The 25,961-nt window shown below is 73.7% G+C and carries 18 protein-coding genes; 13 read left to right on the top strand and 5 right to left on the bottom strand.

Annotation, left to right across the window (positions count from 1 at the left end; genetic code table 11):
• Positions 1–2,410, bottom strand: a 2,410-nt coding sequence (locus IEZ00_RS29585) for a sensor histidine kinase (RefSeq protein ID WP_229796209.1), incomplete at its 3' end; no start/stop codon positions are given.
• 305 nt (positions 2,411–2,715) lie between these two features.
• Here IEZ00_RS29585 and IEZ00_RS29580 point away from each other — a divergent pair.
• The 6 genes from IEZ00_RS29580 to IEZ00_RS29555 all read left to right on the top strand — a co-directional run bounded on the left by IEZ00_RS29580 (position 2,716) and on the right by IEZ00_RS29555 (position 12,367).
• Complete coding sequence (locus tag IEZ00_RS29580; RefSeq protein ID WP_189226634.1) at positions 2,716–6,021, top strand: serine hydrolase; 3,306 nt, start codon at positions 2,716–2,718, stop codon at positions 6,019–6,021.
• 39 nt (positions 6,022–6,060) lie between these two features.
• Positions 6,061–7,149 (top strand): M20 family metallopeptidase, encoded by a 1,089-nt coding sequence (locus tag IEZ00_RS29575; RefSeq protein ID WP_229796218.1) that lies wholly within the window; start codon positions 6,061–6,063, stop codon positions 7,147–7,149.
• A complete protein-coding gene (locus tag IEZ00_RS29570) occupies positions 7,146–8,003 on the top strand; it encodes a GNAT family N-acetyltransferase (RefSeq protein WP_189226633.1) in 858 nt (285 codons plus the stop codon). The genes IEZ00_RS29575 and IEZ00_RS29570 overlap by 4 nt, the downstream gene beginning before the upstream one ends.
• Entirely contained in the window at positions 7,994–9,100 is a 1,107-nt protein-coding gene (menC, locus tag IEZ00_RS29565; protein ID WP_189226632.1) for an o-succinylbenzoate synthase, read from the top strand. The genes IEZ00_RS29570 and menC overlap by 10 nt, the downstream gene beginning before the upstream one ends.
• Before the next feature lie 85 nt (positions 9,101–9,185).
• Complete coding sequence (locus tag IEZ00_RS29560) at positions 9,186–11,099, top strand: N-acetylmuramoyl-L-alanine amidase (protein WP_189226631.1); 1,914 nt, start codon at positions 9,186–9,188, stop codon at positions 11,097–11,099.
• Between the two features lie 50 nt (positions 11,100–11,149).
• On the top strand, positions 11,150–12,367 hold the full coding sequence (locus tag IEZ00_RS29555; RefSeq protein ID WP_189226630.1) for a cytochrome P450: 1,218 nt from the start codon (positions 11,150–11,152) through the stop codon (positions 12,365–12,367).
• A gap of 39 nt (positions 12,368–12,406) precedes the next feature.
• Here the strand turns inward: IEZ00_RS29555 and IEZ00_RS29550 are convergent, their stop codons facing one another.
• Positions 12,407–13,636 carry an exonuclease domain-containing protein gene (locus IEZ00_RS29550; RefSeq protein ID WP_189226629.1) on the bottom strand — a complete coding sequence of 410 codons (1,230 nt, stop codon included), beginning with the start codon at positions 13,634–13,636 and terminating at the stop codon, positions 12,407–12,409.
• Between the two features lie 166 nt (positions 13,637–13,802).
• Between IEZ00_RS29550 and IEZ00_RS29545 the strand changes: the two genes are divergently transcribed.
• The 5 genes from IEZ00_RS29545 (at position 13,803) to IEZ00_RS29525 (ending at position 18,840) form a co-directional block, all read left to right on the top strand.
• A complete protein-coding gene (locus tag IEZ00_RS29545) occupies positions 13,803–14,804 on the top strand; it encodes a protein kinase family protein (RefSeq protein WP_189226628.1) in 1,002 nt (333 codons plus the stop codon).
• Between the two features lies 1 nt (position 14,805).
• Entirely contained in the window at positions 14,806–15,792 is a 987-nt protein-coding gene (locus IEZ00_RS29540; RefSeq protein WP_189226627.1) for a hypothetical protein, read from the top strand.
• A 1-nt stretch (position 15,793) separates the two neighbouring features.
• Entirely contained in the window at positions 15,794–17,068 is a 1,275-nt protein-coding gene (locus IEZ00_RS29535; protein ID WP_189226626.1) for an adenylosuccinate synthetase, read from the top strand.
• Between the two features lie 43 nt (positions 17,069–17,111).
• Positions 17,112–17,759 carry an NUDIX hydrolase gene (locus tag IEZ00_RS29530; RefSeq protein WP_189226625.1) on the top strand — a complete coding sequence of 216 codons (648 nt, stop codon included), beginning with the start codon at positions 17,112–17,114 and terminating at the stop codon, positions 17,757–17,759.
• 187 nt (positions 17,760–17,946) lie between these two features.
• Positions 17,947–18,840, top strand: a complete 894-nt coding sequence (locus tag IEZ00_RS29525) for an SDR family oxidoreductase (protein WP_189226624.1) — start codon at positions 17,947–17,949, stop codon at positions 18,838–18,840.
• Between the two features lie 94 nt (positions 18,841–18,934).
• Here the strand turns inward: IEZ00_RS29525 and IEZ00_RS29520 are convergent, their stop codons facing one another.
• Positions 18,935–19,909: a sigma-70 family RNA polymerase sigma factor gene (locus tag IEZ00_RS29520; protein ID WP_189226623.1), complete on the bottom strand. Its 975-nt coding sequence runs from the start codon at positions 19,907–19,909 to the stop codon at positions 18,935–18,937.
• Positions 19,910–20,129: 220 nt separating this feature from the next.
• Between IEZ00_RS29520 and IEZ00_RS29515 the strand changes: the two genes are divergently transcribed.
• Positions 20,130–21,791: a RecQ family ATP-dependent DNA helicase gene (locus IEZ00_RS29515; RefSeq protein WP_189226622.1), complete on the top strand. Its 1,662-nt coding sequence runs from the start codon at positions 20,130–20,132 to the stop codon at positions 21,789–21,791.
• A gap of 8 nt (positions 21,792–21,799) precedes the next feature.
• Here the strand turns inward: IEZ00_RS29515 and IEZ00_RS29510 are convergent, their stop codons facing one another.
• Together IEZ00_RS29510 and IEZ00_RS29505 are read right to left on the bottom strand one after the other, a co-directional pair.
• Positions 21,800–24,274, bottom strand: coding sequence for a penicillin-binding protein (locus IEZ00_RS29510; RefSeq protein ID WP_189226621.1), 2,475 nt, complete (start codon positions 24,272–24,274; stop codon positions 21,800–21,802).
• Between the two features lie 86 nt (positions 24,275–24,360).
• Complete coding sequence (locus IEZ00_RS29505; RefSeq protein ID WP_189226620.1) at positions 24,361–24,798, bottom strand: hypothetical protein; 438 nt, start codon at positions 24,796–24,798, stop codon at positions 24,361–24,363.
• Positions 24,799–25,093: 295 nt separating this feature from the next.
• Between IEZ00_RS29505 and IEZ00_RS29500 the strand changes: the two genes are divergently transcribed.
• A complete protein-coding gene (locus IEZ00_RS29500) occupies positions 25,094–25,915 on the top strand; it encodes a lysozyme (protein WP_189226619.1) in 822 nt (273 codons plus the stop codon).
• Positions 25,916–25,961: the final 46 nt, after the last annotated feature.

Below are 25,961 nucleotides of genomic sequence, written 5' to 3'. Positions count from 1 at the left end.
GGTCCCCCAGGCGCTGGAACGGCGCGAACACCGAGTCGGCCGTGTTCTTGGGCAGGCCCGGCCCGTGGTCGACCACGCGCAGCTCGACCTGGTCGCCGTGCGCGCTGGCCCGGATGGCGATCTCCGGCTCGTCCTCGGCGATCCTGCCGTCGCCGTCCACGTCCACCACGCGCCGCGGGGTGAGCCTGCCGTGCCGCAGCGCGTTGTCGACCACGTTGGCGACCACCCGCTCCAGCAGCCCGGCGTCGGCCAGCACGGGCGGCAGGTGCTCGGCCACCTCCACCGACAGGGCGTGCCGCTCGTCGATCCCGGACAGCGCCCGCGCCACCGCCTCGTCGTAGCCCAGCGGGCGCAGCAGCGGCGCCACCGCGCCGGTGGCCAGGCGGGAGGAGTCCAGCAGGTTGTCCACCAACCCGGCCAGCCGGTCCGCCGAGACCTCCGCGGTCTCCAGCAGCTCGGCGGTGTCCCGCGCGGACAGCCGCAGGTCGGGATCGCGCAGGCTGCCCACGGCGGCCTTGATCGAGGTCAGCGGCGTGCGCAGGTCGTGCCCGACGGCGGAGAGCAGGGCCGTGCGCAGCTCGGTGGTCTCCGCGCGCCGCCGCGCCTCGGCGGTCTCCGCGGCCATCCGCTGCTGGCGCAGCGCGAGCAGCGCCTGCCCGGCGGCGGCTTCCAGGACCCGCTGGTCGCCCGCGGGCAGGGCGCGACCGCGCAGCACCAGGTGCACGTCGGCGGTGACCGGCACGTCCACGTCGGCGTCGTCGGGCTCGTCGCACGGCTCGGGTCCGACGCAGGCCACCCGCCGCCACTCGCCGTCGATGCGCTCCAGCAGCGCCACCGAGTCCAGGGCGAAGTTCTCCCGCACCTTCTCCAGCAGCCGCGCCAGCGGGTACGGGCTGGTCAGCACGGTGCGGGCGTAGGAGGCCAGCAGCGCGGCCTCGGTGCGCGCCCGCGCGCCCCGCTCCGACAGCCGGGCCGCCCGGTCCACCACCAGCGCCACCAGCACCGCCGTGGCCGCCGCCAGGACCAGCGCGACCAGGTCCCGCGCGCCTGCCACCACCAGGCTGTGCCGGGGCGGGGTGAAGAAGAAACCCAGCAGCGCCACGCCCAGCAGCGCGGTGGACAGCGCCGGTCCCACGCCGCCGACCAGCGCCACCACCACGGTGGCCAGGAGGAACCCGACCGGCTCGGCGGAGGACCCGATCGCGGGCGTCGGCACGCCCAGCGCGGTCACCGCGGCGGGCAGCAGCAGCGCCAGCGCCCAGCCCAGCAGGTGCCGCGACCGGGGCAGCGGCCTGCGGTCCACCCGCCGCCGCAGGCCGCGGCGGCTCTCCGGGTGGGTGACCATGTGCACGTCGATCGAGCCGGACGCCTGGATCACCGCCGCGCCGATGCCCTCGTCGAACACCCGCGCCAACCGGGACCGGCGCGAGGTGCCCAGCACCAGCTGGGTGGCGTTGACCCCTCGGGCGAACTCCAGCAGCGCGGTCGGCACGTCGTCGCCGACCACCGCGTGGAAGGTGGCCCCCAGGTCCTCCGCGACCCGGCGCGCGGCGGCCACCCGCTGCGGCGGCGCGCCCGCCAAGCCGTTGCCGCGCAGCACGTGCACCACCAGCAGCTCCGCCCCGGCGCGCACCGCGATGCGGCGGGCGCGGCGGATCAGCGACTCGCTCTCCGCGCCGCCGGTGACCGCCACCACCACCCGCTCCCTGGTCTCCCAGGTCTCGGTGATCCGCCGGTCGCTGCGGTAGCGCTGCAGCGCCACGTCGACCTGGTCGGCCACCCACAGCAGGGCCAGCTCGCGCAGCGCGGTCAGGTTGCCCACCCGGAAGTAGTTGGCCAGCGCGGCGTCGATCCGGTGCGCCGCGTAGACGTTGCCGTGCGCCAGCCTGCGCCGCAGCGCCTCCGGGGTGATGTCGACCAGCTCGACCTGCTCGGCGCGGCGGACCACCTCGTCGGGCACGGTCTCGTGCTGCGGCACGCCGGTGATGCGCGCCACCACGTCGTTGAGCGACTCCAGGTGCTGCACGTTGACCGTGGACAGCACGTCGATCCCGGCGTCGAGCAGCTCCTCCACGTCCTGCCAGCGCTTGGCGTTGCGCGAACCGGGCGCGTTGGTGTGCGCCAGCTCGTCGACCACGGCCACCTCGGGGGCGCGGACCAGCAGGGCCTCGACGTCCAGCTCGGTCAGCTCGACACCTCGGTGGCGCACCCGGCGGCGCGGCAGCACCTCCAAGCCCTCCACCAGCGCCGCGGTCCTCTCCCGGCCGTGCGCCTCCACCAGGCCCACCACCACGTCGGCCCCGCGCTCCCGACGGCGGTGGGCTTCGCCGAGGACGGCGAAGGTCTTGCCGACGCCGGGCGCCGCGCCGAGGTAGATCCGGAGTTCGCCGCGCCTGCGCCTGGTTTCCACGGTCCCAGTGTGCGCTCGGCGGCACGGCGCGGACGCCCCCGACGGGCACACTTACGCGGTGTTGACGGGACCGGTGGTGGTCGTGGACGGCACGCGGTCGGCCTGGGAGCTCGCCGCCGAGCGCTCACTCCGGCGGAGCAGCGGAGCAGCGGAGGCCGCGCGGACCGACGCCCGATCCCGGTGCGCCATGACGAGACAACGCCCACCCACCTGAGGCAGGCTGGCCTCAGGGACCTATGGGGGGAGACGACCATGGCACCAGTCGAGACCACCGCAGCGGGCTTCGCGCGACCGGCGAGCCGCCGGTGACCCGGCGCAGGCGCGTCGAGGACCTGACCTCGTTCGCCGTGCCGGAGCAGCCCGCGCTGTCACCGGACGGCTCCCAAGCCGTCTACGTGCTGCGCACCGCCGACGCCGAGGCCGACCGCGACAACCGCGCCCTGTGGCGGGTGACCGCGGATGGGCGGGCCAGGCAGCTCACCCGCGGGCACGCCGACTCCGCGCCCGCGTGGTCCCCGGACGGCACGGGCATCGCGTTCCTGCGCGCCCAGGACGGCCCGCCGCAGGTGTGGCTGCTGCCTTCGGGCGGTGGCGAGCCGGAGCGGCTGACCTCCTCGCCGCTGGGCGCGGGCCCGCCGGTGTGGAGCCCGGACGGCACGCGGATCGCCTTCACCGCGCCGGTGGACCCGCACGGCCCCGCGCGCCCCGCCGCCCCGCTGGTGGCCGACCGGCTGGACTACCAGGCCGACGGCGCGGGTCCGCTGGGCACCAGGCGCGAGCACCTGCACGTGCTCGACCTCGCCACCGGGCGGTGCCGCCAGGTCACCGAGGGCGACTGGCGCGCGGGGGCGCCCTCCTGGTCGCCGGACGGCGCGAAGCTCGCCTTCGCCGCCGCGACCGCGCCGGACGCCGACCTGGTCAGCAGCGCCCCGGCGCACGTCGTGGACGTGACCGGGCCGCTCACCACGCCCGTCCCGGTCGGCCCGGCCGAGCACGTGACCGACGCGGTGACGTGGACGGGGGACGGCTCGGCGCTGCTGGTGGTGGCGCGCACCGCCGGGCCGGTGGGCCACGCCAGGCTGCTGCGCCTGCCGCTGGACGGCGGCGACCCGGTGGATCTGGCGGCCCCGCTGGACCGCAACGTGATGCCCGGTGGCCCCGGTTATCCCGGCGGGGTGCCGCAGCTGACCGACGACGGCCGCGCGGTGCTGTTCTGCGTGCGCGACCGGGGTTGCACGCACCTGTACTCCGCGCCGGTGGACGGCGGTGCGCCCACCGCGCTGGTGACCGGCGCCGGGCGCACCGTGTCCGGGCTGTCGGTGGCGGGCGGCTCCGCCGTGGTCGTGCTCGGCACGCCGACCTCGTTCGGCCGGGTGGTCCGGGTCGATCCGGCCACGGGAGCCGAGAGCACCCTGGCGGTGCACGACGACGACGCCGAGCCGTTCCCGTGCGAGGAGCGCGAGTTCACCATCGGCGACGGCACGGTGGTGCACGGCTGGCTGATCCGCGACCCGGCCTTCGAGGGCCCGCGCCCGCTGCTGCTGGACATCCACGGCGGCCCGCACAACGCGTGGAGCGGAACCGCCGACGAGGCGCGCCTGTACCAGCAGGAGCTGGTCGCGCTCGGCTGGGTCGTGCTGCTGCTCAACCCGCGCGGCAGCGACGGCTACGGGGAGGCGTTCTACAACGCCGCGCTGGGCGGCTGGGGCACCGCGGACGCGCGGGACTTCCTGGAGCCGCTGGACCAGCTGGTCGCCGAGGGCCTGGCGGACCCGCGACAGCTGGCCGTGGCGGGCTACAGTTACGGCGGCTACATGACCTGCTACCTGACCAGCCGGGACGACCGGTTCGCCGCGGCCGTGGCCGGGGGCGCGGTCACCGACCTGACCAGCATGGTGGGCACCTCCGACGGCGGGCGGTTCATCAGCGAGCACGAGCTGGGCGGCAGGCCGTGGACCGGTGACCCGGACTACGGCGGGATGTCGCCGATGGCCCGCGTGGACCGCGTGCGCACCCCGACGCTGGTCCTGCACGGCCAGGAGGACCTGCGCTGCCCGGTGGGGCAGGCCCAGCAGTGGCACACCGCGCTGCGCGAGCTGGGCGTGCCGACCCGGCTGGTGCTCTACCCCGGCAGCTCGCACCTGTTCGTCCTCAACGGCCCGCCGTCGCACCGGATCGACTTCAACCGGCGCGTGGTGGACTGGGTGCGCCAGTACGCGGGCTCGGCGAGCGGGCCGCGCCGCCCCCGGCTGGACGCGGCGCACTGGCAGCGCAGGCTCACCGCGCTGGCCCAGCGGCACGGCGTGCCCGGCGCGGTGCTCGGCGTGCTGCGGGTGCGCCCGGACGGCGAGGACGAGCTGGTCGAGGCGGCGCACGGGGTGCTCAACCGCGCCACCGGGGTGGCCACCACCACCGACTCGCTGTTCCAGCTCGGCTCGATCACCAAGGTCTGGACCGCGACGGTGGTCATGCGGCTGGTCGACCAGGGGCGGCTGGACCTGGACGCGCCGGTCGCCGACGTGCTGCCCGAGCTGCGGCTGGCCGACCCGGAGGTGGCGGCGCGGGTCACCGCGCGGCACCTGCTGACCCACACCAGCGGCATCGACGGCGACGTGTTCACCGACACCGGGCGCGGCGACGACTGCCTGGAGCGGTACGTGGCGGAGTTGGCGGAGGTGGCGCAGAACCACCCGCTCGGCGTCACCTGGTCCTACTGCAACTCCGGCTTCTCGCTGCTCGGCCGGGTCGTCGAGCGGCTGACCGGGGGCACCTGGGACGCGGCGCTGCGGGAGCTGCTGCTCGCCCCGCTCGGCCTGCGGCGCACGGTGACGCTGCCGGAGCAGGCGCTGCTGCACCGCGCCGCCGTCGGTCACTTCGGCGCGCCGGAAGCCGTGCCCACCGAGGTCTGGGGCCTGCCGAGGGCACTGGGACCGGCGGGGCTGATCAGCTCGACGGCGGCCGACGTGCTCGCCTTCGCCCGGCTGCACCTGACCGGCGGTCTCGGGCCGGACGGCGACCGGCTGCTCGGCGAGGACAGCGCCGCGGCGATGGCCGCCGCCCAGGTCGACCTGCCCAGCGGGCACCTGATCGCCGACTCGTGGGGCCTGGGCTGGTGCCGCACCGAGTGGGACGGGCGCAGGCTGGTCGGTCACGACGGCAGCACCATCGGCCAGTCGGCCTACCTGCGGTTGCTGCCCGAGGAAGGGCTGGCCGTGGTGCTGCTGACCAACAGCGACAGCGCCCGCCCGCTCTACGAGGACCTGTACCGGGAGATCTTCGCCGAGCTGGCGGGTGTGACGATGCCGAACCGGCTCGCACCACCCGCCGACCCGGTGCCGGTGGACCTCGACGACGTGGTGGGGACCTACGAGCGGACCGCGCAGCGGCTGGAGGTGTTGGAGGGCGGGGTGCTGCGCAGCACGATCACCGGCGCGCTGGCCGAGCTGCTGCCCGAACCCCCCATGGAGTACGAGCTGGTTGCCCTGGAGGAGAACGTGTTCGTGGTGTGGGAGCCCCAGCACAGCTCGTGGGTGCCGGTGGTGTTCTACCGGTTGCCGACCGGCGAGCGGTACTTGCACTTCAGCAGCCGCGCTACTCCCAAGGTGTCCTGAGTGGACGCGGCGGAGCGGATGCGGGCGGCGCTGCCCGTGATGCTGCGTGACATCGAGACCCTGGTGACGTGCGAGTCGCCCTCGTCGGACTTGGCGGCGGTGGCGCGCAGTGCCGATGCGGTGGCGCGGCTGGGCGTCGAGCGGTTGGGTGTCGAGCCGGAGCGCGTCGTCGTGGACGGCCGGACGCACCTGCGCTGGCGGTTCGGGGACGGGCCGCGGCGCGTCCTGGTGGTGGGTCACCACGACACGGTGTGGCCACTGGGCACCTTGATGACACATCCGTTCACTGTGGACGGTGGTGTGCTGCGCGGTCCGGGGTGCTTCGACATGAAGGCCGGGCTGGTGCTGGCGATGCACGCCCTCGCCGCGCTCCCCGACCGGTCCGGCGTGACGCTGCTGGTCACCGGGGACGAGGAGATCGGCTCCCCTACCTCGCGCGCGCTGGTCGAGGCCGAGGCGGCGGGCTGCGCCGCCGCGCTGGTGCTGGAGGCGTCGGCGGGCGGCGGGGCGCTCAAGCTGGAGCGCAAGGGCGTTTCCCGCTACGGGGTGCGGGTGCGGGGCCGGGCCGCGCACGCGGGGCTGGAACCCGAGCTCGGCGTCAACGCCACCGTCGAGCTGGCCCACCAGGTGCTGGCGGTGGCCGCGCTGGCCGACCCCGGACGCGGCACGACGGTCACCCCGACGCTGATGTCGGCGGGGTCCTCGGCGAACACCGTCCCCGCGCTGGGCGAGGTCGCGGTCGACGTGCGCGCCCGCGACGCGGCGGAGCAGCGGCGGGTGGACGCCGCGATGCGCGCCCTGCGGCCCGTGCTGGCGGGTGCCGGGGTGGAGGTCTCCGGCGGGCCGAACCGCCCGCCGCTGCCGGGGTCCGCGTCGGCGGCGCTGTTCGAGCGCGCTTCGGCGGTCGCGGCGGCGCTCGGGCTGCCCCCGCTGAGCGGGGTGGCGGTGGGCGGCGGCTCGGACGGCAACTTCACCGCCGGGGTGGGCACCCCCACGCTGGACGGGCTCGGCGCGGTCGGCGGCGGCGCGCACGCCGACGACGAGCACGTGCTGGTCGCCGAACTCGCGCCGAGGGCGGCGCTGGTCGCGGCGCTGGTAGCCGACCTGCTGACCGGGGACGGGCCATGACCGGCATCGCGGAGACCGCCGCCCACGCGGCCGAGGCGGCCTCGCGGGCGGCGGGGGTGCGCGTCCGCGACCTCACCGACCTGCCCGACCTCGACGCCGTCTACCGGCTCTACGACGACATCTGGCGACCCGACCCGACGAACCCGCCGGTGACCACGGAGCTGCTGCGCGCCCTGACCAAGGGCGGCAACCACGTCGCGGGCGCCTATGACGGGACGACGCTGGTGGGTGCCAGCGTGGCGTTCTTCGGCCCGCCCGCGGACCGCGTGATGCACAGCCACGTCACCGGGGTCGCCCCGACCTCACTGGGCCGCGACGTCGGATTCGCGCTCAAGCTGCACCAGCGCGCGTGGGCGCTGCGGCGCGGGGTCACCGCCATCACCTGGACGTTCGACCCGCTGGTGAGCCGCAACGCCTACTTCAACCTGGCCAAGCTGGGCGGCGCGGTCGCCGAATACCTGCCCGACTTCTACGGCGGCATGCGCGACGCCATCAACGGCGACGACGCCACCGACCGACTGCTGGTCCGCTGGGACCTGGCCGCCCCCGAGGTCGAGGCGGCGTGCGCGGGCTCCCCCGCCCGGCCCGACGCCGAGCGGGCGGGCGCGGCGGTGGTCGCGCTGGGGCGTGACGAGCGCGGCGCGCCGGTCCCCGGCTCGACCGACGGCGGGACCGTGCTGGTGGCGGTGCCGCCGGACGTGACCGCCCTGCGCCGCACCGATCCTGGGCTGGCCCGGCGGTGGCGGGTGGCGGTGCGCGAGGTGCTCTCGCCGCTGGTCGCCGAGGGTCCGAGGGCGACCGGGTTCGACCGCGCCGGGTGGTACGTGATCAGCAGAGGAGAGCGATGGAGCTGACCGGGGTGGAGCTGCGCAGGGTCCGGATGCCGCTGGTGGCGCCGTTCCGCACGTCGTTCGGCACCGAGACCACCCGCGACGTCCTGCTGCTGCGCGTGGTCACCGACCAGGCCGAGGGCTGGGGCGAGTGCGTCGCACCCGCGGCCCCGCTGTACTCCTCGGAGTACGTCGAGGCCGCGCAGCACGTGCTGCGGACCCACCTGATCCCCGCGCTGGCCGCGCACCCGCGCCTGGACGCGCACGCCGTGGCCCCCGCGCTGGCGGCGTTCAAGGGGCACCGGATGGCCAAGGCGGCGCTGGAGATGGCCGTGCTGGACGCCGAACTGCGGGCGGCGGGCAGGCCGCTGGCGCGGGAGCTGGGCGCGGTGCGCGACCGCGTCCCGTGCGGGGTGTCGGTGGGCATCATGGACTCGGTCCCCCGGTTGCTCGACGCGGTCGCGGGCTACCTGGACCAGGGCTACCTCCGGATCAAGCTCAAGATCGAACCCGGCTGGGACGTGGAGCCGGTGCGCGCGGTGCGCGAGCGCTTCGGCGACGACCTGCTGCTCCAGGTCGACGCCAACGCCGCCTACACCCGCGCCGACGCCGCCCACCTGGCCCGGCTGGACCCGTTCGGCCTGCTGCTGGTCGAGCAGCCGCTGGCGGAGGAGGACCTGCTCGGGCACGCCGGGCTGGCCGAGGTGGTCCGCACGCCGATCTGCCTGGACGAGTCGATCACCTCCGCCCGCGCGGCCGCCGACGCGATCCGGCTGGGCGCGTGCCGGGTGGTCAACGTCAAGCCCGGTCGGGTGGGCGGTTACCTGGAGGCGCGCCGGGTCCACGACGTGTGCGCCGCGCACGGCGTGCCGGTGTGGTGCGGCGGGATGCTGGAGAGCGGGCTGGGCCGGGCGGCCAACGTGGCGCTGGCCGCGCTGCCCGGTTTCACGCTGCCCGGCGACACCTCCGCCTCGGACCGCTACTACCGGGCCGACATCACCGAGCCGTTCGTGCTCCGCGACGGCCACCTGGCGGTGCCCACCGCGCCGGGCCTCGGCGTCGATCCGCTGCCCGACGCCCTGGCCGAGGTGACCACCTCCACCGAGTGGCTGCCCCGCTGATCCCCCGGTGGGGTGGGACATTTACAAATCACCGCACCGTGCGGAAAACTGCCCACACCACGGTCTTCCGGGGGAGGGAAACGGGATGCGCACGACAACCGCGTCGCTGTCCGCTGTGGCCCTGCTCGCGGCGCTGGTCGTCGCGCAGCCCGCAGCGTCCGCCGCGCCCGACGGGCAGGACGAGTACACCGCCGCCGCGCGGGAGTTCGGCGTCCCCGTCAGCGTGCTGCTCGGCGTGTCGTACCTGCAGTCCCGGTGGGACGGCAACGCGGGCGAACCCAGCCGAGCAGGCGGCTACGGCCCGATGCACCTGACCGACGGCGCGCGGCTGCGGCAGGGCGAGCACCACGACGGTGAGGAGGACCCCCGCGGCGACACGGCCCGACCGCTGTCGCCGAGGCAGAGCACGCCCACCACCACCGTGCCGGACTCGCTGCGCACGATCGACCGCGCCGCCGAGCTGACCGGCGTCCCCCTGGAGCGGCTGCGGTCCGACCGGCGGCAGAACATCCGCGGCGGCGCGGCGCTGCTGGCCCGGTACCAGCGGGAGCTGGGCGCGCCCGCGAGCGAACCCGGCGCCTGGTACGGCGCGGTCGCCCGGTACAGCGGAGCCGAGGACGTGACCACCGCGCGGCAGTTCGCCGACGACGTCTTCGACGTCATCCGCAGCGGCGCCACCCGCACCACCGACAGCGGCACGACCGTGACGCTACCCGCCGACGCGGGCGTGCGCCCCGCCGTCGAGCAGGTCGACCGGCTGGGCCTGCGGCCCCCCGAGCCCGGCGCGGAGTGCCCGGCACGGCTGGGCTGCGAGTGGCTGCCCGCCCCGTACGAGCACTACGACCCCAGCGACCCCGGCGCGTACGGCAACCACGACCAGGCGCGGCGGCCCCGCGACCTGGACATCCGCTACATCGTCGTGCACGACACCGAGGCCACCTACGACCGCACGCTGGACCTGGTGCGCGACCCGACGTACGTGAGCTGGCAGTACACCATCCGCTCCAGCGACGGGCACGTGGCGCAGCACGTCAAGGCCGAGGACGTGGCCTGGCACGCGGGCAACTGGTACGTCAACGCGCACTCGATCGGCATCGAGCACGAGGGCTTCGCCGCGCAGGGCACCTGGTACACCGAGTCGATGTACCGGTCTTCGTCCCGCCTGGTGCGGTACCTGGCGCAGCGCTACGGCGTCCCGCTGGACCGCGCGCACATCATCGGCCACGACAACGTGCCCGGCACCGTGCCCTCGACGGTTCGCGGCATGCACTGGGACCCCGGTCCCTACTGGGACTGGGCGCACTACTTCGACCTGCTCGGCGCGCCGCTGCGCGGGGTGGGCGGTTCCCGGTCGGCCTCGGTCCTGATCAAGCCCGACTTCGCGACCAACCGGCCCGCCATGACCGGCTGCGACAGCGCCCGCCCGGCCGACCCGTGCCCGGCGCGCGGCAGCACGTCGGTGTTCCTGCACACCGAACCGAGCGAGGACAGCCCGCTGGTGCCCGACATCGGCCTGCGCCCGGACGGCTCCGCCAGCACCCGCCAGGTCAGCGACATCGGCGGCCGGGTGGACACCGGCCAGCGGTTCGCCGTGGCCGAGCGGCGCGGCGAGTGGACCGCGATCTGGTACCTGGGCGGCAAGGCGTGGTTGCGCAACCCGCCCTCCGCGCCCACCGCGGTCGGTTCCGGCGGCTGGCTGGTGACGCCGAAGCGGGGGTTGCCGCAGGTGTCGGTCTACGGTCGGGCCTACCCGGAGGAAGCGGCTTACGAGGGCACCGGTGTGCCGTACCAGGCGGTGACCCCGCTGCAGTACGCGCTGCCCGCCGGTCAGTTCTACGCGGTCGGCGACCTCCGCCCGCCGACCGCCTACTACTTCGCGCAGACCTGGGAGGGCCCGCGCGTGGTGGTGCGCGGCGACCAGCGCTACTACGAGATCCAGTTCGGCCACCGGGTCGCCTTCGTCAAAGCGTCCGAAGTGGACTTGACCTGGCGCTGGTAGGAGGACGGCGGGGCCTGGCGCGGGCGGGATCGCTCGGACACACTGCAACCATGAGCGATCCTGCCGTCACACTGCCCTCCTACGACCTGTTCGATCCCGAAGTGCTGCGGGACCCGATGCCGCTGCTGCGCGAGATCCGCGCGGAGAGCCCGGTGTGCCTGCTGCCCCAGCTCGGCGCGTACCTGGTGACGCGCCACGCGGACGTCGTCTCCCTGCTGAAGGACAAGCGCTTGACGACCGGCAACCTCAGCCAGGGGTTGAACCGGTTGAGCCAAGCGGAGCAGGACGAGCTGATCCCCCTGCGCACGTCCATGGCGTTATGGATGGGGCACACCAACGAGGAAGACCACGTCCGGTTCCAGCAACTGCTCAAGCGGTACTTCACCCCGGCCACGGTGAACGGCTTGCGGCCGCGAATCCGCGAGCTGACCGGCGAGCTGCTGGACGCGGTGGCGCCGCGAGGCCGCATGGACGTGGTGGCGGACCTGGCCTACCCGCTGCCCGCCAACGTGATCGCGGAGATGCTCGGGATGCCCACCAGCCACCGCGAGCAGCTGCAGGCGTGGTCGCGGGACATCATGGCGGTGTTCCGGTTGGCCGACATAGACCTGTTGCGGATGAGCCAGCGCAGCGTCCTGGAGATGCAGGACTACTTGCGCGGCCTGGTACAGCAGCGCCGCGACGAGCCCCGCGACGACCTGCTGAGCGTGTTCGTCGCCGCGGAGCGCGAGGGGCTGGTCAACGAGGACGAGATCGTCGCCAACTGCGTGCTGCTGCTGTTCGCCGGGCACGAGACGACCGCCAACCTGATCGCCAACGGGCTGGCGCTGCTGTTCGACAACCCCGACCAGTTCGCCCTGCTCAAGTCCGACCCGGCGCTGACCCCCGGTGCGGTGGAGGAGATGCTGCGCTGCGGCGGGCCCGCCTCGACGGTCGTGCGGGTCAGCACCGAGCCGGTGGAGGTCGGCGGCGTCGAGTTCCCCGCGGGCACCCAGTTCTACCTCGCCATGGTCGCGGGCAACCACGACCCGGAGGTGTTCGAGGACCCGGAGCGCTTCGACATCCGGCGCAAGCCCAACCGGCACACCGCGTTCGGCCTCGGCTCGTTCTACTGCCTGGGCGCGGCGCTGGCCCGGACGGAGACCGACGAGTGCTTCCGCGTGCTGCTGGAGCGCTGCCCCGACATCCGTCCCGATTACGACACGCCCGACCGGATCTCGATCCCGCCGCTGGGCCAACGGCTGGTGACGCTGAACGTCAGGTTCTGACCTCGCGCGGGGGCCGGTCCCACCGGCCCCCGCACCGGGCTACCGGTCGCGCAGGTCGGCGAGCAGGTCGGCGAAGGAGTCCTCGGAGACGATGGGGATGCCGTAACCACGGGCCTTGGCCGCCTTGCCGGACAACGAGTCGGGGTCCGCCGCGACGACCAGCCGGGTCTTCTTCGTGACCCCGCCTGCGACCACGAGACCGGTCGCGGCGGCGCGCTCCTCCCACACCTCGCGAGGTTGGCTCATCTGGCCGGTGAACACCACGCGGTCGCCCGGTTCGAGTCGGAACCGGGTCCAGCCGCCATCGGCTCGCGCGGCCTCCTCGGCGGCCTCGAACGCGCGCGCGACATCTTCACCGCCGAGTCCGAGCAAGGCCGCGACCAGCTTCAGGTCCGCGCCCTCCTCGTCGGTGACGATGCCGTCCGCCCACGCGGCGCTCGCCAACGCGCCCAGGTAGTCGCGGTGCAGCGCCGTCACCTCAGACAGCCCCAGCCCGAGACCCCGCGCGGTGTCCAGCAATTCCTGCTGCTCGGCGGCGGAGACGTCCCTGTCCAGCAGCGCACGGTCCAGCACGTCGAGGTAGGCGTCGGCCTGTGGCGGCTGCGCCACGCGGGGCAGCACGTCCACGAGCTTGGCCAGGAAGTGCGACTCCTCCCTGTGCTCCTGGCCGCGCACGACCGGAGGGGTGCCCACGGCGGCGAGTTCGGGCCACGGCCAGGCGTGCGCGCCGTGCGCGGTGTCGCGCCACGACTCCGGCCCGCCCGCGCGGTCGAGGAAGCAGGCCATCAAGCCTGCGGCGGCACGCGCGTCGTGCAGAGCGGAGTGCGCGGTCCCCAAGCGCACCCCCGCCGCGGCGCAGCACGCGGCCAGTGAGCGCGCGGCGGTGTCCAGGAAGCGATCGGCCAGCCGCATGGTGCACAGGGCGGGCATCGCCGTGAATGGCAGGTCCACGTCCAACCTCGCGTACTCGGCTTGGAGGAACCGCGCGTCGAACGAGAAGTTGTGGGCGACCAGCACCCGGCCGCGAAGCAGCAGTGCGAGATCACCCGCGATGTCGGCGAAGGTCGGTGCGGTGCGCACCTCTGCCGCGCGGATGCCGTGGACGTGCTGGGGGCCCAGGTCGCGCTGGGGGTTGACCAACGTGCACCACTCGTCGACGGTCCGCCCGGCCTCGTCGAGCTGGACCACGGCCACCTCGATCACCCGGTGGTGCAGCCCTGGCGCCAGCCCTGTGGTCTCCACGTCCACGACCGCGTACCCGTTGCCCATCGCGCCTCCCGTCGACCGACCGCTGACGAACCTGTCGTTCTGACGACAGCGCGGTGTTAACGACTATCACCGAGTACACCCATTCGGAGCAATGGCAGGGTCCGTTTACACATCGACATGTGACCGACTGTTGCGCATCCGAGTTTGAGTTACATAGACTCAAACCATGCTCACCAGGGATGAGGCGCTCGCGCGGGTGGAGGGGGCCGGATCGGCCACCGACCTGTTCGGCCCCCGCTCGGCCGACCCAGGCCGTCGAAAGGAAGCGCGGCGGTGGTACCGGGCGCTGGCCGTCGCCCTGCACCCGGACCGCGTCGGCCCGGCCGACCGACGCGCGCACGCCGCCTCGGCGCAGCTGACGCGGCTCCACCACGAGTGGCGGCGGACCGAGGAGCTGCGCGCGGACTCCGGGGCCCGCTACCGACTCGGACCCCGCCACGCGGTGGGCGGCATCGCCGACGTCCACCTCACCGACGACGCCCGGCACGTGGTCAAACTGGTCCGCGACCCCAGGCTGAACCCGTTGCTCCACGCCGAGCACCAGGCGCTGCGGGCGCTGCGGGACTTCACCGCCGAGCACCGCTGGCTCGCGCCCTACTACCCGCGCATGGTCGACGCGGCGACGGCGGGTCGCGCCTTCACGGTGTTCGAACCGCTGGTGGACGGCTTCGTGACGCTGGCCGACGTGCGCCGCGCGTACCCGGACGGACTCGACGGCCGTGACTACGCCTGGATGCACCGGCGTCTGCTGCGGGCCGTGGCGGGCGCGCACCGGATCGGCTTGGTGCACGGCGCGATCGTGCCCGAGAACGTGCTGGTGCACCCGGCGCAGCACGGCATCGTGCTGGTGGGCTGGTCGTTCAGCGTCGAACGCGGCCAACGGCTGTTGGCCACCAGCAAGGCCGCCGACTTCCAGGCCGCCTACCCCGCGGAAGTCCACAACGGACAGCCGGTCGGCCCGGCCACCGACATCCACATGGCGCACGCGGTGATGCTCACCGTGCTGGCGCACGACGAGAAACGGCAGCGCGCCTTCGCGCGCGGCTGCATGGCAGCCGATCCCGCCGGACGTCCGGACGCCGTCGACCTGCTCGACGAGTACGACGCCCTGCTGGAAGAGCTTTACGGGGAGCGGAAGTTCCGCCCCTTCACGATGAACGGAGCCTGACGTGGGACACGGCAAGTGGGATGACGACGCCTACGCGGCGGCGAAGACCTTCCGCGCCGCGAAGGGGATCGCCGACTTCGGCTACACCAGCGCGATGAAGGCGGCCCCGGCGGACCAGTGGAAGGCCGACCCGTCGCTGGACCCGCTGGGGGTCGCCGCGCGGGAGTGCCGGGACTCCGCCGACCACGCGGACTCGACGCCGATCGCGGTGCTGTTCGACGTGACCGGCTCGATGGGCCGCGTCCCGCAGATCATGCAGCGCAAGCTCGGCAGGCTGCACGGCCTGCTGCAGCGCAAGGGCTACCTCGCCGACCCGCAGCTGATGTTCGGCGGCATCGGCGACGCCGACAGCGACCGGGTGCCCCTGCAGGTCGGCCAGTTCGAGTCGGACAACCGGATGGACGAGCAGCTGCGCACGATCTTCCTGGAGGGCGGTGGCGGCGGGCAGAAGAGCGAGTCCTACGAGCTGGCCGCGTACTTCGTCGCCCGCCACGTGGTCACCGACGCCTGGCGGAAGCGCGGCCGCAAGGGCTACCTGTTCCTGATCGGCGACGAGATGAACAAGCCCCGCTTGGCGGCCCGCCACATCCGCCGGGTCATCGGCGACGACGTGCGCCAGGACATCTCCCCCGCCTCGGTCTACCGGGAGCTGGCTCGCAAGTGGCACGTCTACTTCGTACTGCCCAAGCAGTCGTCGTACTACGACGACCCCGAGGTCGCCGAGCACTGGCGCGAGCTGCTGGGCCAGCACTTCCTCAAGCTGGAGGACCCCGGCGCGGTGTGCGAGCTGATCGCGGCCACCATCGGCCTGGAGGAGCGCGCGGTCGACCTGGACCAGGCGATGGTCGACCTGGCCGAGGTCGGCTCGGCGGCCGAGAGCCGCGCGGTGGGCCGGGCGCTGGTGCAGGTCGGCGCGCGCGCCCGCGCGGTGCCCGCCGCCACCGCTCCCCCGCGCCTGGACGGCCCCGACGACGTGGCGCTGAACTGACGTGGCGCGGCGGGAGCACGTCGTCGTGGTGGGGCTGGGCTTCGGTGACGAGGGCAAGGGCGCGGTGGTGGACGCGCTGTGCCAGGACGGCCCGGTCGAGGCGGTCGTGCGCTTCAACGGCGGCGCGCAGGCCGCGCACAACGTCGTCGTGGGCGACCGGCACCACACGTTCAGCCAGTTCGGGTCGGGCACGCTCGCGGGCGTGCCGACCCTGCTGTCCCGGCACGTGCTGGTCGAGCCGATCGCGCTGGCGAGCGAGGCGCGGGAACTGGCCGCGCTGGGCGTGCCCGACCCGCTGCGGCTGCTGTCGGTCGACGCCGACGCCCTGCTCACCACCCCGATCCACGTGGCCGCCAACCGGGCCCGCGAGGACGCCAGGGGCGCGGACCGGCACGGCTCGTGCGGCAAGGGCATCGGCGAGACGGTGTGGTACTCGCTGGTGTCCCGACGCGGCGCGGGACCGGGTGACGTGGTGGAGGGCCAGCCGGTGCCCGGCACGCCGGGGCCCGCGCTGACCGTGGGCGACTGCGCCGACCCGGTGCGGCTGCGGCGCGGCCTGGACGCGCTGGCCCGGTTCTACGCGCCGCTGGTGCCGGACCCGCCCGCCGTGGCGGACCTGGTGGTGCTCTACCGGGCCTTCCACGACGCGGTGCGCACGGTGTCCGGCGAGGAGCTGGGTGCGCTGGCCGAGCGGGGCGCGCTGGTCTTCGAAGGCGCCCAGGGGGTGCTGCTGGACCAGTGGCGCGGCTTCCACCCGCACACCACCTGGTCCACCGTCACCCCCGACAACGCGCGCGGCCTGCTGGCCGCCGCGGGCCACCGGGCACGGGTGCTCGGGGTGACCCGGACCTATCAGACCCGCCACGGCGCGGGTCCGCTGCCGACCGAGGACCCCGCCACGCGGCGCCGGTTCCCGGAGCGGCACAACGCCGAGGGGCGCTACCAGGGCGGCTGGCGGGCGGGCCACCTGGACGCGGTGCTGCTGCGCTACGCGGTGGCCGCGTGCGGCGGCGTCGACGGGCTCGCCGTCACCCATCTTGACCACGTGGCGGAAGGCTTGCGAGTGGCCACCGCCTACCGGGGGCTGGGCCGCGATCTGCCGTCCGAGCCGTCAACGGACCTGGTGGCCCGCGCCACACCGGTGCTGGAGCCGCTGCCGCGCGACCCCGAGGCGGTGCTGGCCCGGTTCGAGGAGCTGACCGGCGTCCCGGTGGTGGTGACCGGCAGCGGGCCCGACCGCGCGGACTACCGGGTGCGCACGCCGGTGCCGCGCTGATCCGGTGCCACGCTGATCCGGTGCCGTGCGCCAGAATCACGGCATGGACACGCCGCGCGTCGAGTCGAGCCTGGTGTCGGTGGACGTGCTCGCGCTGCGCTTCGACCCGGACGCACGGGTGGTGCTGCTGGGCATCGCGACCCGCGCGCACGACCCGTTCGCCGGTGCGCGGGCCCTGCCCGGTGTGCTGCTGGGGCGGGGTGAGCGGCTGCGCGACGCCGCCGTGCGCGCGGTCACCGGCAAGCTGGGCGTGGCCGGGGACGCGGTGACGGCGGTGGGCCAGCTGATCACGTTCGACGAGCCCTCCCGCGACCCGCGCGGGCCGACGCTGTCGGTGGCGCTGTGGGCGACCGTTGCCTCCGGGCGGCACGAGGGCCCGCGGTGGGTGCCGCTGGACCAGGTGCCGCCGCTGGCGTTCGACCACAGCCGCATCGTGGCCGACTGCCGCCCGCTGCTGCGCGACCGGCTGTGGCGCGACCCGGCGTTCACCGCGGGTCTGCTGGGGCCGGAGTTCACCACGGCGCAGGCGCTGGACGTGACCGAGGCGCTGACCGGCGACCGGCCGTACCCGGCGAACCTGGGGCGCACCATGGACCGGGTGCCGGGGCTCAAGCGCACCGCCCGGCACGCGGCCGCGCTGCCCAAGGGCGGCAGGCCGCCCCTGGTGTGGCGCTGGGACCCCACCCCCTGACCGCGCCTGCAAGTACCACCCGCCCCCTCCCCAGGGGCCGTTGACTACTACCCGCCCCCAGGCAGGGGCGGGTAGTAGTCACGCGCTCGGGAACGCCGTGCGGGTGGTACTTGCAGGCGCGGGGAGGTGGTTGACCGGTCGAGGAGGGGGAACACCTGCGACGACACCCCAGCTACGAGGAGTGGTGATGGACCAGTACACGTTGCAGGACCCCCGGACCCAGTACCCGACGCCGGACCAGCAGCGCGGCCAGCAGCAGGAGCACCCCGGCACCGACGAGGCGATGACCCCCGAGCCCGACCACGGGGAGAAGACCTACCGGGGCGCCGACCGGCTGACCGACCGCAAGGCCGTCATCACCGGCGGTGACTCGGGCATCGGCCGGGCCGTGGCGATCGCCTTCGCCAGGGAGGGTGCCGACGTGGTGCTGTCCTACCTGCCCGAGGAGCAGCAGGACGCGGAGGAGACCGCCGCGCACGTCCGCGACGCGGGCCGCCAGGCCGTGCTGGTGCCCGGTGACCTGCGCACCGAGCAGGCGTGCCGGGAGCTGGTGGACAAGGCGGTGGAGGAGTTCGGCCGCATCGACGTGCTGGTCAACAACGCCGCCTACCAGATGTCGCAGGACGAGGGCCTGCTCGGCATCTCCAGCGAGCAGTTCGACCGGGTGTTCAAGACCAACCTGTACGCGATGTTCTGGCTGTCCAAGGCCGCGGTCGCGCACATGCGGCCGGGCGCGACCATCATCAACACCTCGTCGATCCAGGCGTTCCAGCCCTCCCCCCAGCTGCTGGACTACGCCGCCAGCAAGGGCGCCATCGTCAACTTCACCAAGGCGCTGGCCCAGGACCTGGCGGAGAAGGGCATCCGGGTGAACTCGGTGGCGCCCGGCCCGGTGTGGACGCCGCTGATCCCGGCCACCATGCCCGCCGAGAAGGTCGACTCCTTCGGCGGCGACACGCCCCTGGGGCGGGCGGCGCAGCCCGCGGAGCTGGCGCCGCCCTACGTGTTCTTCGCCTCCCAGGAGTCCAGCTACATCACCGGCGAGACCCTGGGCGTCACCGGCGGCAAGCCCCTGACCTGAGCACCCCAGCACCACCTCGGGGCACCGCGAACCTGGTGTTCGCGGTGCCCCGAGGCTCAGTTCGCGGTGTCCGAACGCTCAGTTCGCGACTGTTCTAGCCTGCCCAGGCCAGCAGGGCCTCGTGGCGGGCGGGGTCGCGCAGCAGGCGCAGCGACTCCTTCTCCAGCTGGCGGATGCGCTCGCGGGTCAGCCCCAGTTCCTCGGCCACCTCCTGCAGGGTGCGGGCGCGTCCGTCGGCCAGGCCGTAGCGCTGGGACATGATGCGGGCCTGCCGGTCGGGCAGCGTGCGGATCAGCGCGCGCAGCTCGGCGGCGACCGCCTGCTGCTCGACCGCGTCGTAGGCCTGCTCAGCGGTGGTGTCCTCGATGAGGTCGGCCACCGAGGTGCTGCCGTCGTCGCCGACCGGGGTCTCCAGGCTCAGCGTCGCGCGGCTGGCGTCGCGCAGCTCGATGATCCTGGCCACCGAGGTGCCCGAGACCTGCGACACCTCCTCCACGGTGGGCTCGCGGTCCAGCTCGGCGCGCAGCTTGCGCTCGATCTTGCCCAGCTTGGACAGCTCCTCGACCACGTGCACGGGCAGCCGCACGGTGCGGGTCTGCTCGGCCAGGCCGCGCTCGATGGCCTGGCGGATCCACCACGTCGCGTAGGTGGAGAACTTGTAGCCCTTGGCGTAGTCGAACTTCTCCACCGCGCGGATCAGGCCCAGGTTCCCCTCCTGGATCACATCGCCCAGCGGCAGCCCGCGGAAGGCGTGCTTCTTGGCCACCGACACGACCAGGCGCAGGTTGGCCCGGATCATGTGGTCCTTGGCCACGCGGCCGTCGTGGGCCACGGCGCGCAGCGCGCGGCGGCGCTCGGTCTCCAGCGGTGGGCTCTCCCCGGCTTCGGCGCGGCGCAGCAGCTCCGCGGCGTAGACGCCCGCTTCGATGCGGCGGGACAGGTCGACCTCCTGCTCGGCGGTCAGCAGCGGGGTGGTGCCGACCTCGCTGAGGTAGTGGCCCACCAGATCCGCGTCCGGCGACCACTCCCGGCGACGTGCGGTGCGGGGGGTGCGCGTCGAAACCGACATGACCGTCTCCTTGTCTGCGGTGGGCACGCGCGCTCGTCCGCGCGGTGCGGTCCTGGGGAACACAGGGGGTGGGATGGGGCGCTGTCCGCCCTCGGCTACCTCGCCCGCCGCCCCGATCGGGGCGGCACGTGTTCCAACGACACCGACTTGGGTGGAATTCCCACACTCTCGGTGACGCACACCGCCGTTTCCGATTTACTCACGGTGGTATGCCCCAGCGGTGACGACGGAGCACGGTGCGCGACTGCGGCGGTTGGCCGCGGACAAGTTCGGCTGGGCGCGGCTGCGCGAGGACCAGCTGGCGGCCATGGAGCAGGTGATGGCAGGCCACGACGTGCTGGCCGTGCTGCCGACCGGCGCGGGCAAGTCCGCGATCTACCAGGTGCCCGCGCTGCTGCTGGAGGGCCCGACGCTGGTGGTGTCGCCGCTGATCGCGCTGCAGCACGACCAGATCGGGGGCATCGGGGACAGCCGCGCCCCGCAGGCCGTGGCGTTGAACTCCGCCCAGCGCGGCGCGGAGCGCGAGCGGGCCTGGGACGCCGTGCGCGACGGTCACGCCGAGTACGTCTTCCTCTCCCCTGAGCAACTGGCCAAGGACGACCTGGTCGCCGGGCTGGCCGAACTCGGCGTGTCGCTGTTCGTAGTGGACGAAGCGCACTGCGTCTCGGCTTGGGGGCACGACTTCCGGCCGGACTACATGCGCCTGGGGCAGGTGCTGGACCGGCTGGGCCGCCCCAGGGTGATCGCGCTCACCGCGACCGCCGCGCCGCCCGTGCGCGAGGACATCGTCACCCGGCTGGGGATGCGCGACCACCGGGAGGTGGTGGCCAGCTTCGACCGACCCAACCTGCACCTTTCGGTGGAGCGATGCGTGGACGACCCGCAGAAGCGCGGCAGCGCCACCGCCACCGTCGTGGAGCTGGCGTCGGACCCGGCGGTGCGGCGCGGTCTGGTCTACACCGCCAGCCGCAAGGACACCGAGTTCTACGCCGGGGAGCTGACCGAGGCGGGCGTGCGGGCGGCGGCCTACCACGCGGGCATGCGGGCGGCCGACCGCGAGCGGGTGCACCAGCGCTTCCTCGCCGACGAGCTGGACGTGGTGGTGGCCACCTCGGCGTTCGGCATGGGCATCGACAAGCCGGACGTGCGGTTCGTCGTGCACACCTCGGTGCCCGAGTCGCTGGACTCCTACTACCAGCAGGTCGGCCGGGCCGGGCGGGACGGCGAACCCGCGACGATCCGGCTGTTCTACCGACCCGAGGACCTGCACCTGCAGAAGTTCCTCACCGCGACCAGGGCGCCGGTGGAGGCGCTGTCGCAGGTGGCGCGGGCGCTGCTGGCGCGACGCGCGCCGGTGCGTCCGCGCGGGCTCAAGGACGAGGTGGCGGTCTCACCCGCGCAGCGCACCAGGGCGGTGAACCTGCTGGAGCAGGCGGGCGCGGTGACGACCACCGCGGACGGCTCGCTGGTCTACGCCGATCCGCAGCTGGCCCCGGAGCGGGCGGTGGAGCGGGCGGTGCGGATCGCGGAGGCGCACCAGGAGCTGATCCGGTCGCGCATCCACATGGTGCGGGCGTACGCGGAGACCACCGGGTGCAGGCGCCAGCAGCTGCTGGGCTACTTCGGGGAGCAGCTGGACCAGCCGTGCGGGAACTGCGACACGTGCGACGCGGGAACCGCGCAGCCGCGCCGCGCGGGCGACGGGGACTACCCGGTGGAGAGCCGGGTGCGGCACGCCGAGTGGGGGCCGGGCGTGGTCATGTCGGTGGAGGAGGACCGGATCACCGTGCTGTTCGAGGAGGTCGGGTACAAGACCCTGGCGCTGGACGCCGTGCGCGAGCACGAGCTGCTCGACGGCGAGGAGGCCGCTGACCGCGCGTGAGGAACGGGTCAGGTGCTGACCGAGAGGGTGACGGGGATGCCGAGCAGGGCCGAGCCGATGGCGGACTGGCCGATCACGGTGCCCGGCTCCTGCGGTGACTCGACCCGTTGCACGACCACCTCGTAGCCCGCCGCGCGCAGGGCGGCCACGGCTTGGTCGACCCGCTGGCCGACCACGTTGGGCACGCTGCTGGTCGCGTTGTCCGACCGGGGCGTCGTGGAGGTCGGCCGGGGTGCGGTGGGGGTCCTCGGTGCCGTCGTGGTGGTCGTCGGCGTGGTGGTCGTCGGCGCGGTGGTCGTCGGCGCGGTGGTAGTCGTCGGCGCGGTGGCCGCTTCGCCGCCGCTGCTGTCCGCGCCCTTGAGGTAGCGCGGCTCCACCGGCGGCAGCGGTTTCTCCGGCAGGCCCTCGTGCGCCTTGGACATGGTGTCGAACCAGGTGCGCGCGGGTTGGATGCCGCCGTAGATGTTGCCCTCGTCGCACAGCACCGGCGTGGGACCGCCGACGCAGATGCCGCGCGGCGAGGTGCTGTCGTTGAACACCTGCACCGCCCCCGCGTAGTCCGGGGTCGCGCCCAGGAACGCCGCGGACTTGTACTCCTCGGTGGTGCCGGTCTTGCCCAGCGCGGGCCGCGTCCAGTTGAACTGCCTGGCCGCCGCGGCCGCGGTGCCCATGCCCTGGTCGTCCTCGCTCATGCCCACCGCCATCGCGTTGGCCAGCGGCTCGGCCACCGCCTGCTCGCAGGCGGGTTCGTCGATCTCGACCCGCTTGCCGTGCCGGTCGAGCACCTCGCGGATCGGCGTCGGCTCGCACCACGTGCCGCCGCTGATCAGCGTCGCCGCGACGTTGGCCAGCTCCAGGGTGCTCGACGGGGCCGGGCCGAGGGTGAACGAGGCGTTGCCGCCCTTCTTGTAGTACTCCGCCTGGGACACGCGCAACTCCTTGCGCGGCGAGTTGCGGTCCGGCGGCGTGCCCGCGATGTTGGTGGCCAGCGTCTGGCGCATCCCCAGCCGGAAGGCCATGTCCACCACCGCGTCCAGGCCCGCTTTCTCCTCCAGGATGACGAAGCCGGTGTTGGGCGAGGTCGCCAGCGCCTGCTTGAGCGTCATCCGCGGCGGGTAGCGGTCGTTGTGGTTGTTCAGGCAGTACCAGTGGGTGTCGGGCTCGCCGGTGGCCGGGCAGTTCGGCGCACCGCCCCGGAACACCCTGGAGGTGTAGCTGGTGGGCGTGTCGATGACGCTCTCGATGCCCAGCCCCTTCTCCAGCGCCGCCGCCGCGGTGAACACCTTGTAGACCGACCCCGCGCCGAACTTGTTCTCCACCGCGCTCGGCAGGTCGAACTGGGTCTGGAACCGCTCGGTCCGCAAGCCGTAGTCCCGGTTGGCGACCAACGCCACCACCTCACGGCGCTGCCTGCCCGGCCGCACCACGGCCATGGTGTTGGCCACGCCCGCGGTCTCCTTGGGCACCTGCGCCTCGGCGGCCCGCTTGGCGTGCTGGGTGACGGCGCGGTCCAAGGTGGTCCGGATCGTGTAGCCGCCGACCTTCAGCTGCTCCAAGGCGAACCCGTTGGCCGTCAGGTAGTTGACCACGTAGGAGCAGAAGAACCCGTGCTCGGGGCCCGCGCCGACGCAGCCGGTGGGCAGCGGGCGCACCGGGGTGCTCAGTCCCAGCGGTTCGCGCTTGTGCTCCTCGCCCTTGTCCGCGGGCAGCTTCCCGTTCTGCACCATCAGGTCGATGACCGTGTTGCGGCGCTCCGCGGCCTTGTCCGGGCGGGCCTCGGGGTCCAGGAACGTCGGGCTGTTGACCATGCCCGCCAGCAGCGCGGCCTGCGGCACGGTCAGCTTGTCCGGTGTGGTCGCGAAGTAGGCCTGCGCGGCGGCGGCGATGCCGTAGACGGTCGAGCCGAACGGGACGATGTCGAGGTAGCGCGCCAGGATCTCGTCCTTGTCCAGCTGGGTCTCCACGTGCATGGCGATGCGCGCCTCGCGCAGCTTGCGGGCGGCGGTCTGCTCCTGTGCCCGCCGCTGGCCGTCCTTGTCCTCGCGCGCCACGACGTGCACCAGGTAGTTCTTGACGTACTGCTGGGTCAGCGTGGAGGCGCCCTGCGCGACGGTGCCCGCCGCCTGGTTGGTCAGCGCGGCCCTGGCGGTGGCCAGCCAGTCGACGCCGTGGTGCTCGTAGAACCTGCGGTCCTCGACCGAGGTCAACGCGTCCTTCATGGTCTGCGCGATCCGGTCGGGCGGGGTGAGCACGCGGTACTGGTCGTACAGGTAGGCGATCGGCTGCCCGTCCTGGTCGGTGATGGTGGTCATCAGCGGCGGGTCGGACTCCAGCAGCATCCGCGCGATGTCCTTGACCTGGTCGCTCATCCGGTTGGAGACCAGGCCGACCGCGCCCACGACGGGGAACAGCAGGCCGGCCACCAGCATTCCGGCGACCAGGCAGAGACCGAGCAGTTTCGCCATGCAATCCCCGATTTGCATGAGGGGAACGGTACGACGTCGCGACGCACCCCAGCGGGCCGCGCGGGGCGGTTCACCGGATGGTACGGAAAATCGCGCGAGTGCGTTTAAGCGCCTTTGCTACGCCCTTGCGGGTAACGCCCGGCGAAATGCTCACCGACGGTCATGCTCACCTCGGACGCGGCCCTGGCCAGATCGGCGGCGTGCCGCATGGCCTGGGCGTGCAGGGCGGTCAGCGAGAGGGCGTCGATCTCCCCGGCGGTGTCCTCGTCGACCAGGTCCAGGCGGGGCCGCGCGGTGACGTAGACGACGCACTCGGCGGCCAGGCTGAGCCTGCGGGCGAGCACGGCCACCGCCGTCATCAGGCGTTCCGCGTCGGCGGCGGTGACCGGCACCACCGCGGGGGGCCGCTCCCCCACCGCCCGCGCCGCCTCCTCGTCCAACTCCGGCTGTCGCGCCCGGCAGGCCAGCGCGGTGTCCCAGATGGCCGCGGCCTCGTGCAACGACTCGATGAACGGCTCCCAATCGACTGCGACGGTGTCCATGGCTCTCGCCTTCCGTGGGATGTCCCACCACCGGAGTGCCCCGGTCAGGCCACGCCATGCCCACCGATTCCCCCGACGAGGGCGCGGGGCGCGCCGGAGCGGCCCCGGCGGGCACCCGATGTATCGCCAAAAATCACCCCATCACCCACTCGGGTAAGAAATGACCTCGTCGTTTTGCCCACCTGATGGCGGTGGTAGCCGATTCCCAGGTCCTTCGCCGCACTCCGACCCCGCAGGGTGAAAACGCCAGGGGTGGACCCGGAGCCCGGTGTTCCACACGTTCGGGGAGGAATCCATGCTCGCGCGACCCGGAACTCATCCGCGATCCGCTCGCACCACCGCCGCAGCACTCGTGCTGGGGTGCCTGGCCGCCTGGCACGTGCCCGCCGCGGCGCAGCCACCGCCGGAGGGCTCCGACGACCACTACGCTGGTTCGCAGATCGCCAAGCACGAGGGCGCGGAGCCGGTGAACCCGGCGCGGGTCCACGCCGACGTGCCCACCGTGGACGGCATCGACGTCAGCAGCCACCAGGGCGTCGTGGACTGGCCGGGGTGGTGGCAGCGGGGCAAGCGCTTCGCCTACGTCAAGGCCACCGAGGGCACCGGCTACCGCAACGGCGAGTTCGCCCGGCAGTACGACGGGGCCTACCAGGTCGGCATGGTGCGCGGCGCCTACCACTTCGCCCTGCCCGACCGCTCCGACGGCGCCACCCAGGCGAACTTCTTCGCCGACAACGGAGGCGGCTGGTCGCGCGACGGCAGGACGCTGCCCGGTGTGCTGGACGTCGAGTACAACCCGTACGGCGTGGACACCTGCTACGGGCTCTCCGCACACGCGATGGTCGCCTGGATCCGCGCCTTCAGCGACACCTACCACGCGCGCACCGGCCGATGGCCGGTCATCTACACCTCGACCCAGTGGTGGGACCACTGCACCGGCCGCGCGGGCGACTTCAGCGGCACCAACCCGCTGTGGGTCGCCCGGTACGCGACGGTCGTCGGTCCCCTGCCGCACCGCTGGTCGTTCCACACCATCTGGCAGTTCACCTCCTCGCCGATCGACCAGAACAAGTTCAACGGCGGCTGGGACCGCCTGGTCGCGCTGGCCAACGGCTGAGTCGACCGCTTCGCCCGCGCACAGCGCGGTCCACTGTGGAGCGAAG

The organism is Saccharothrix coeruleofusca, from assembly GCF_014648515.1.
GTDB classification, from domain to species: Bacteria; Actinomycetota; Actinomycetes; order Mycobacteriales; family Pseudonocardiaceae; genus Actinosynnema; species Actinosynnema coeruleofuscum.
Note: the sequence above shows the minus strand (reverse complement) of the source record. Positions and strands in the feature narration are given on the sequence as shown.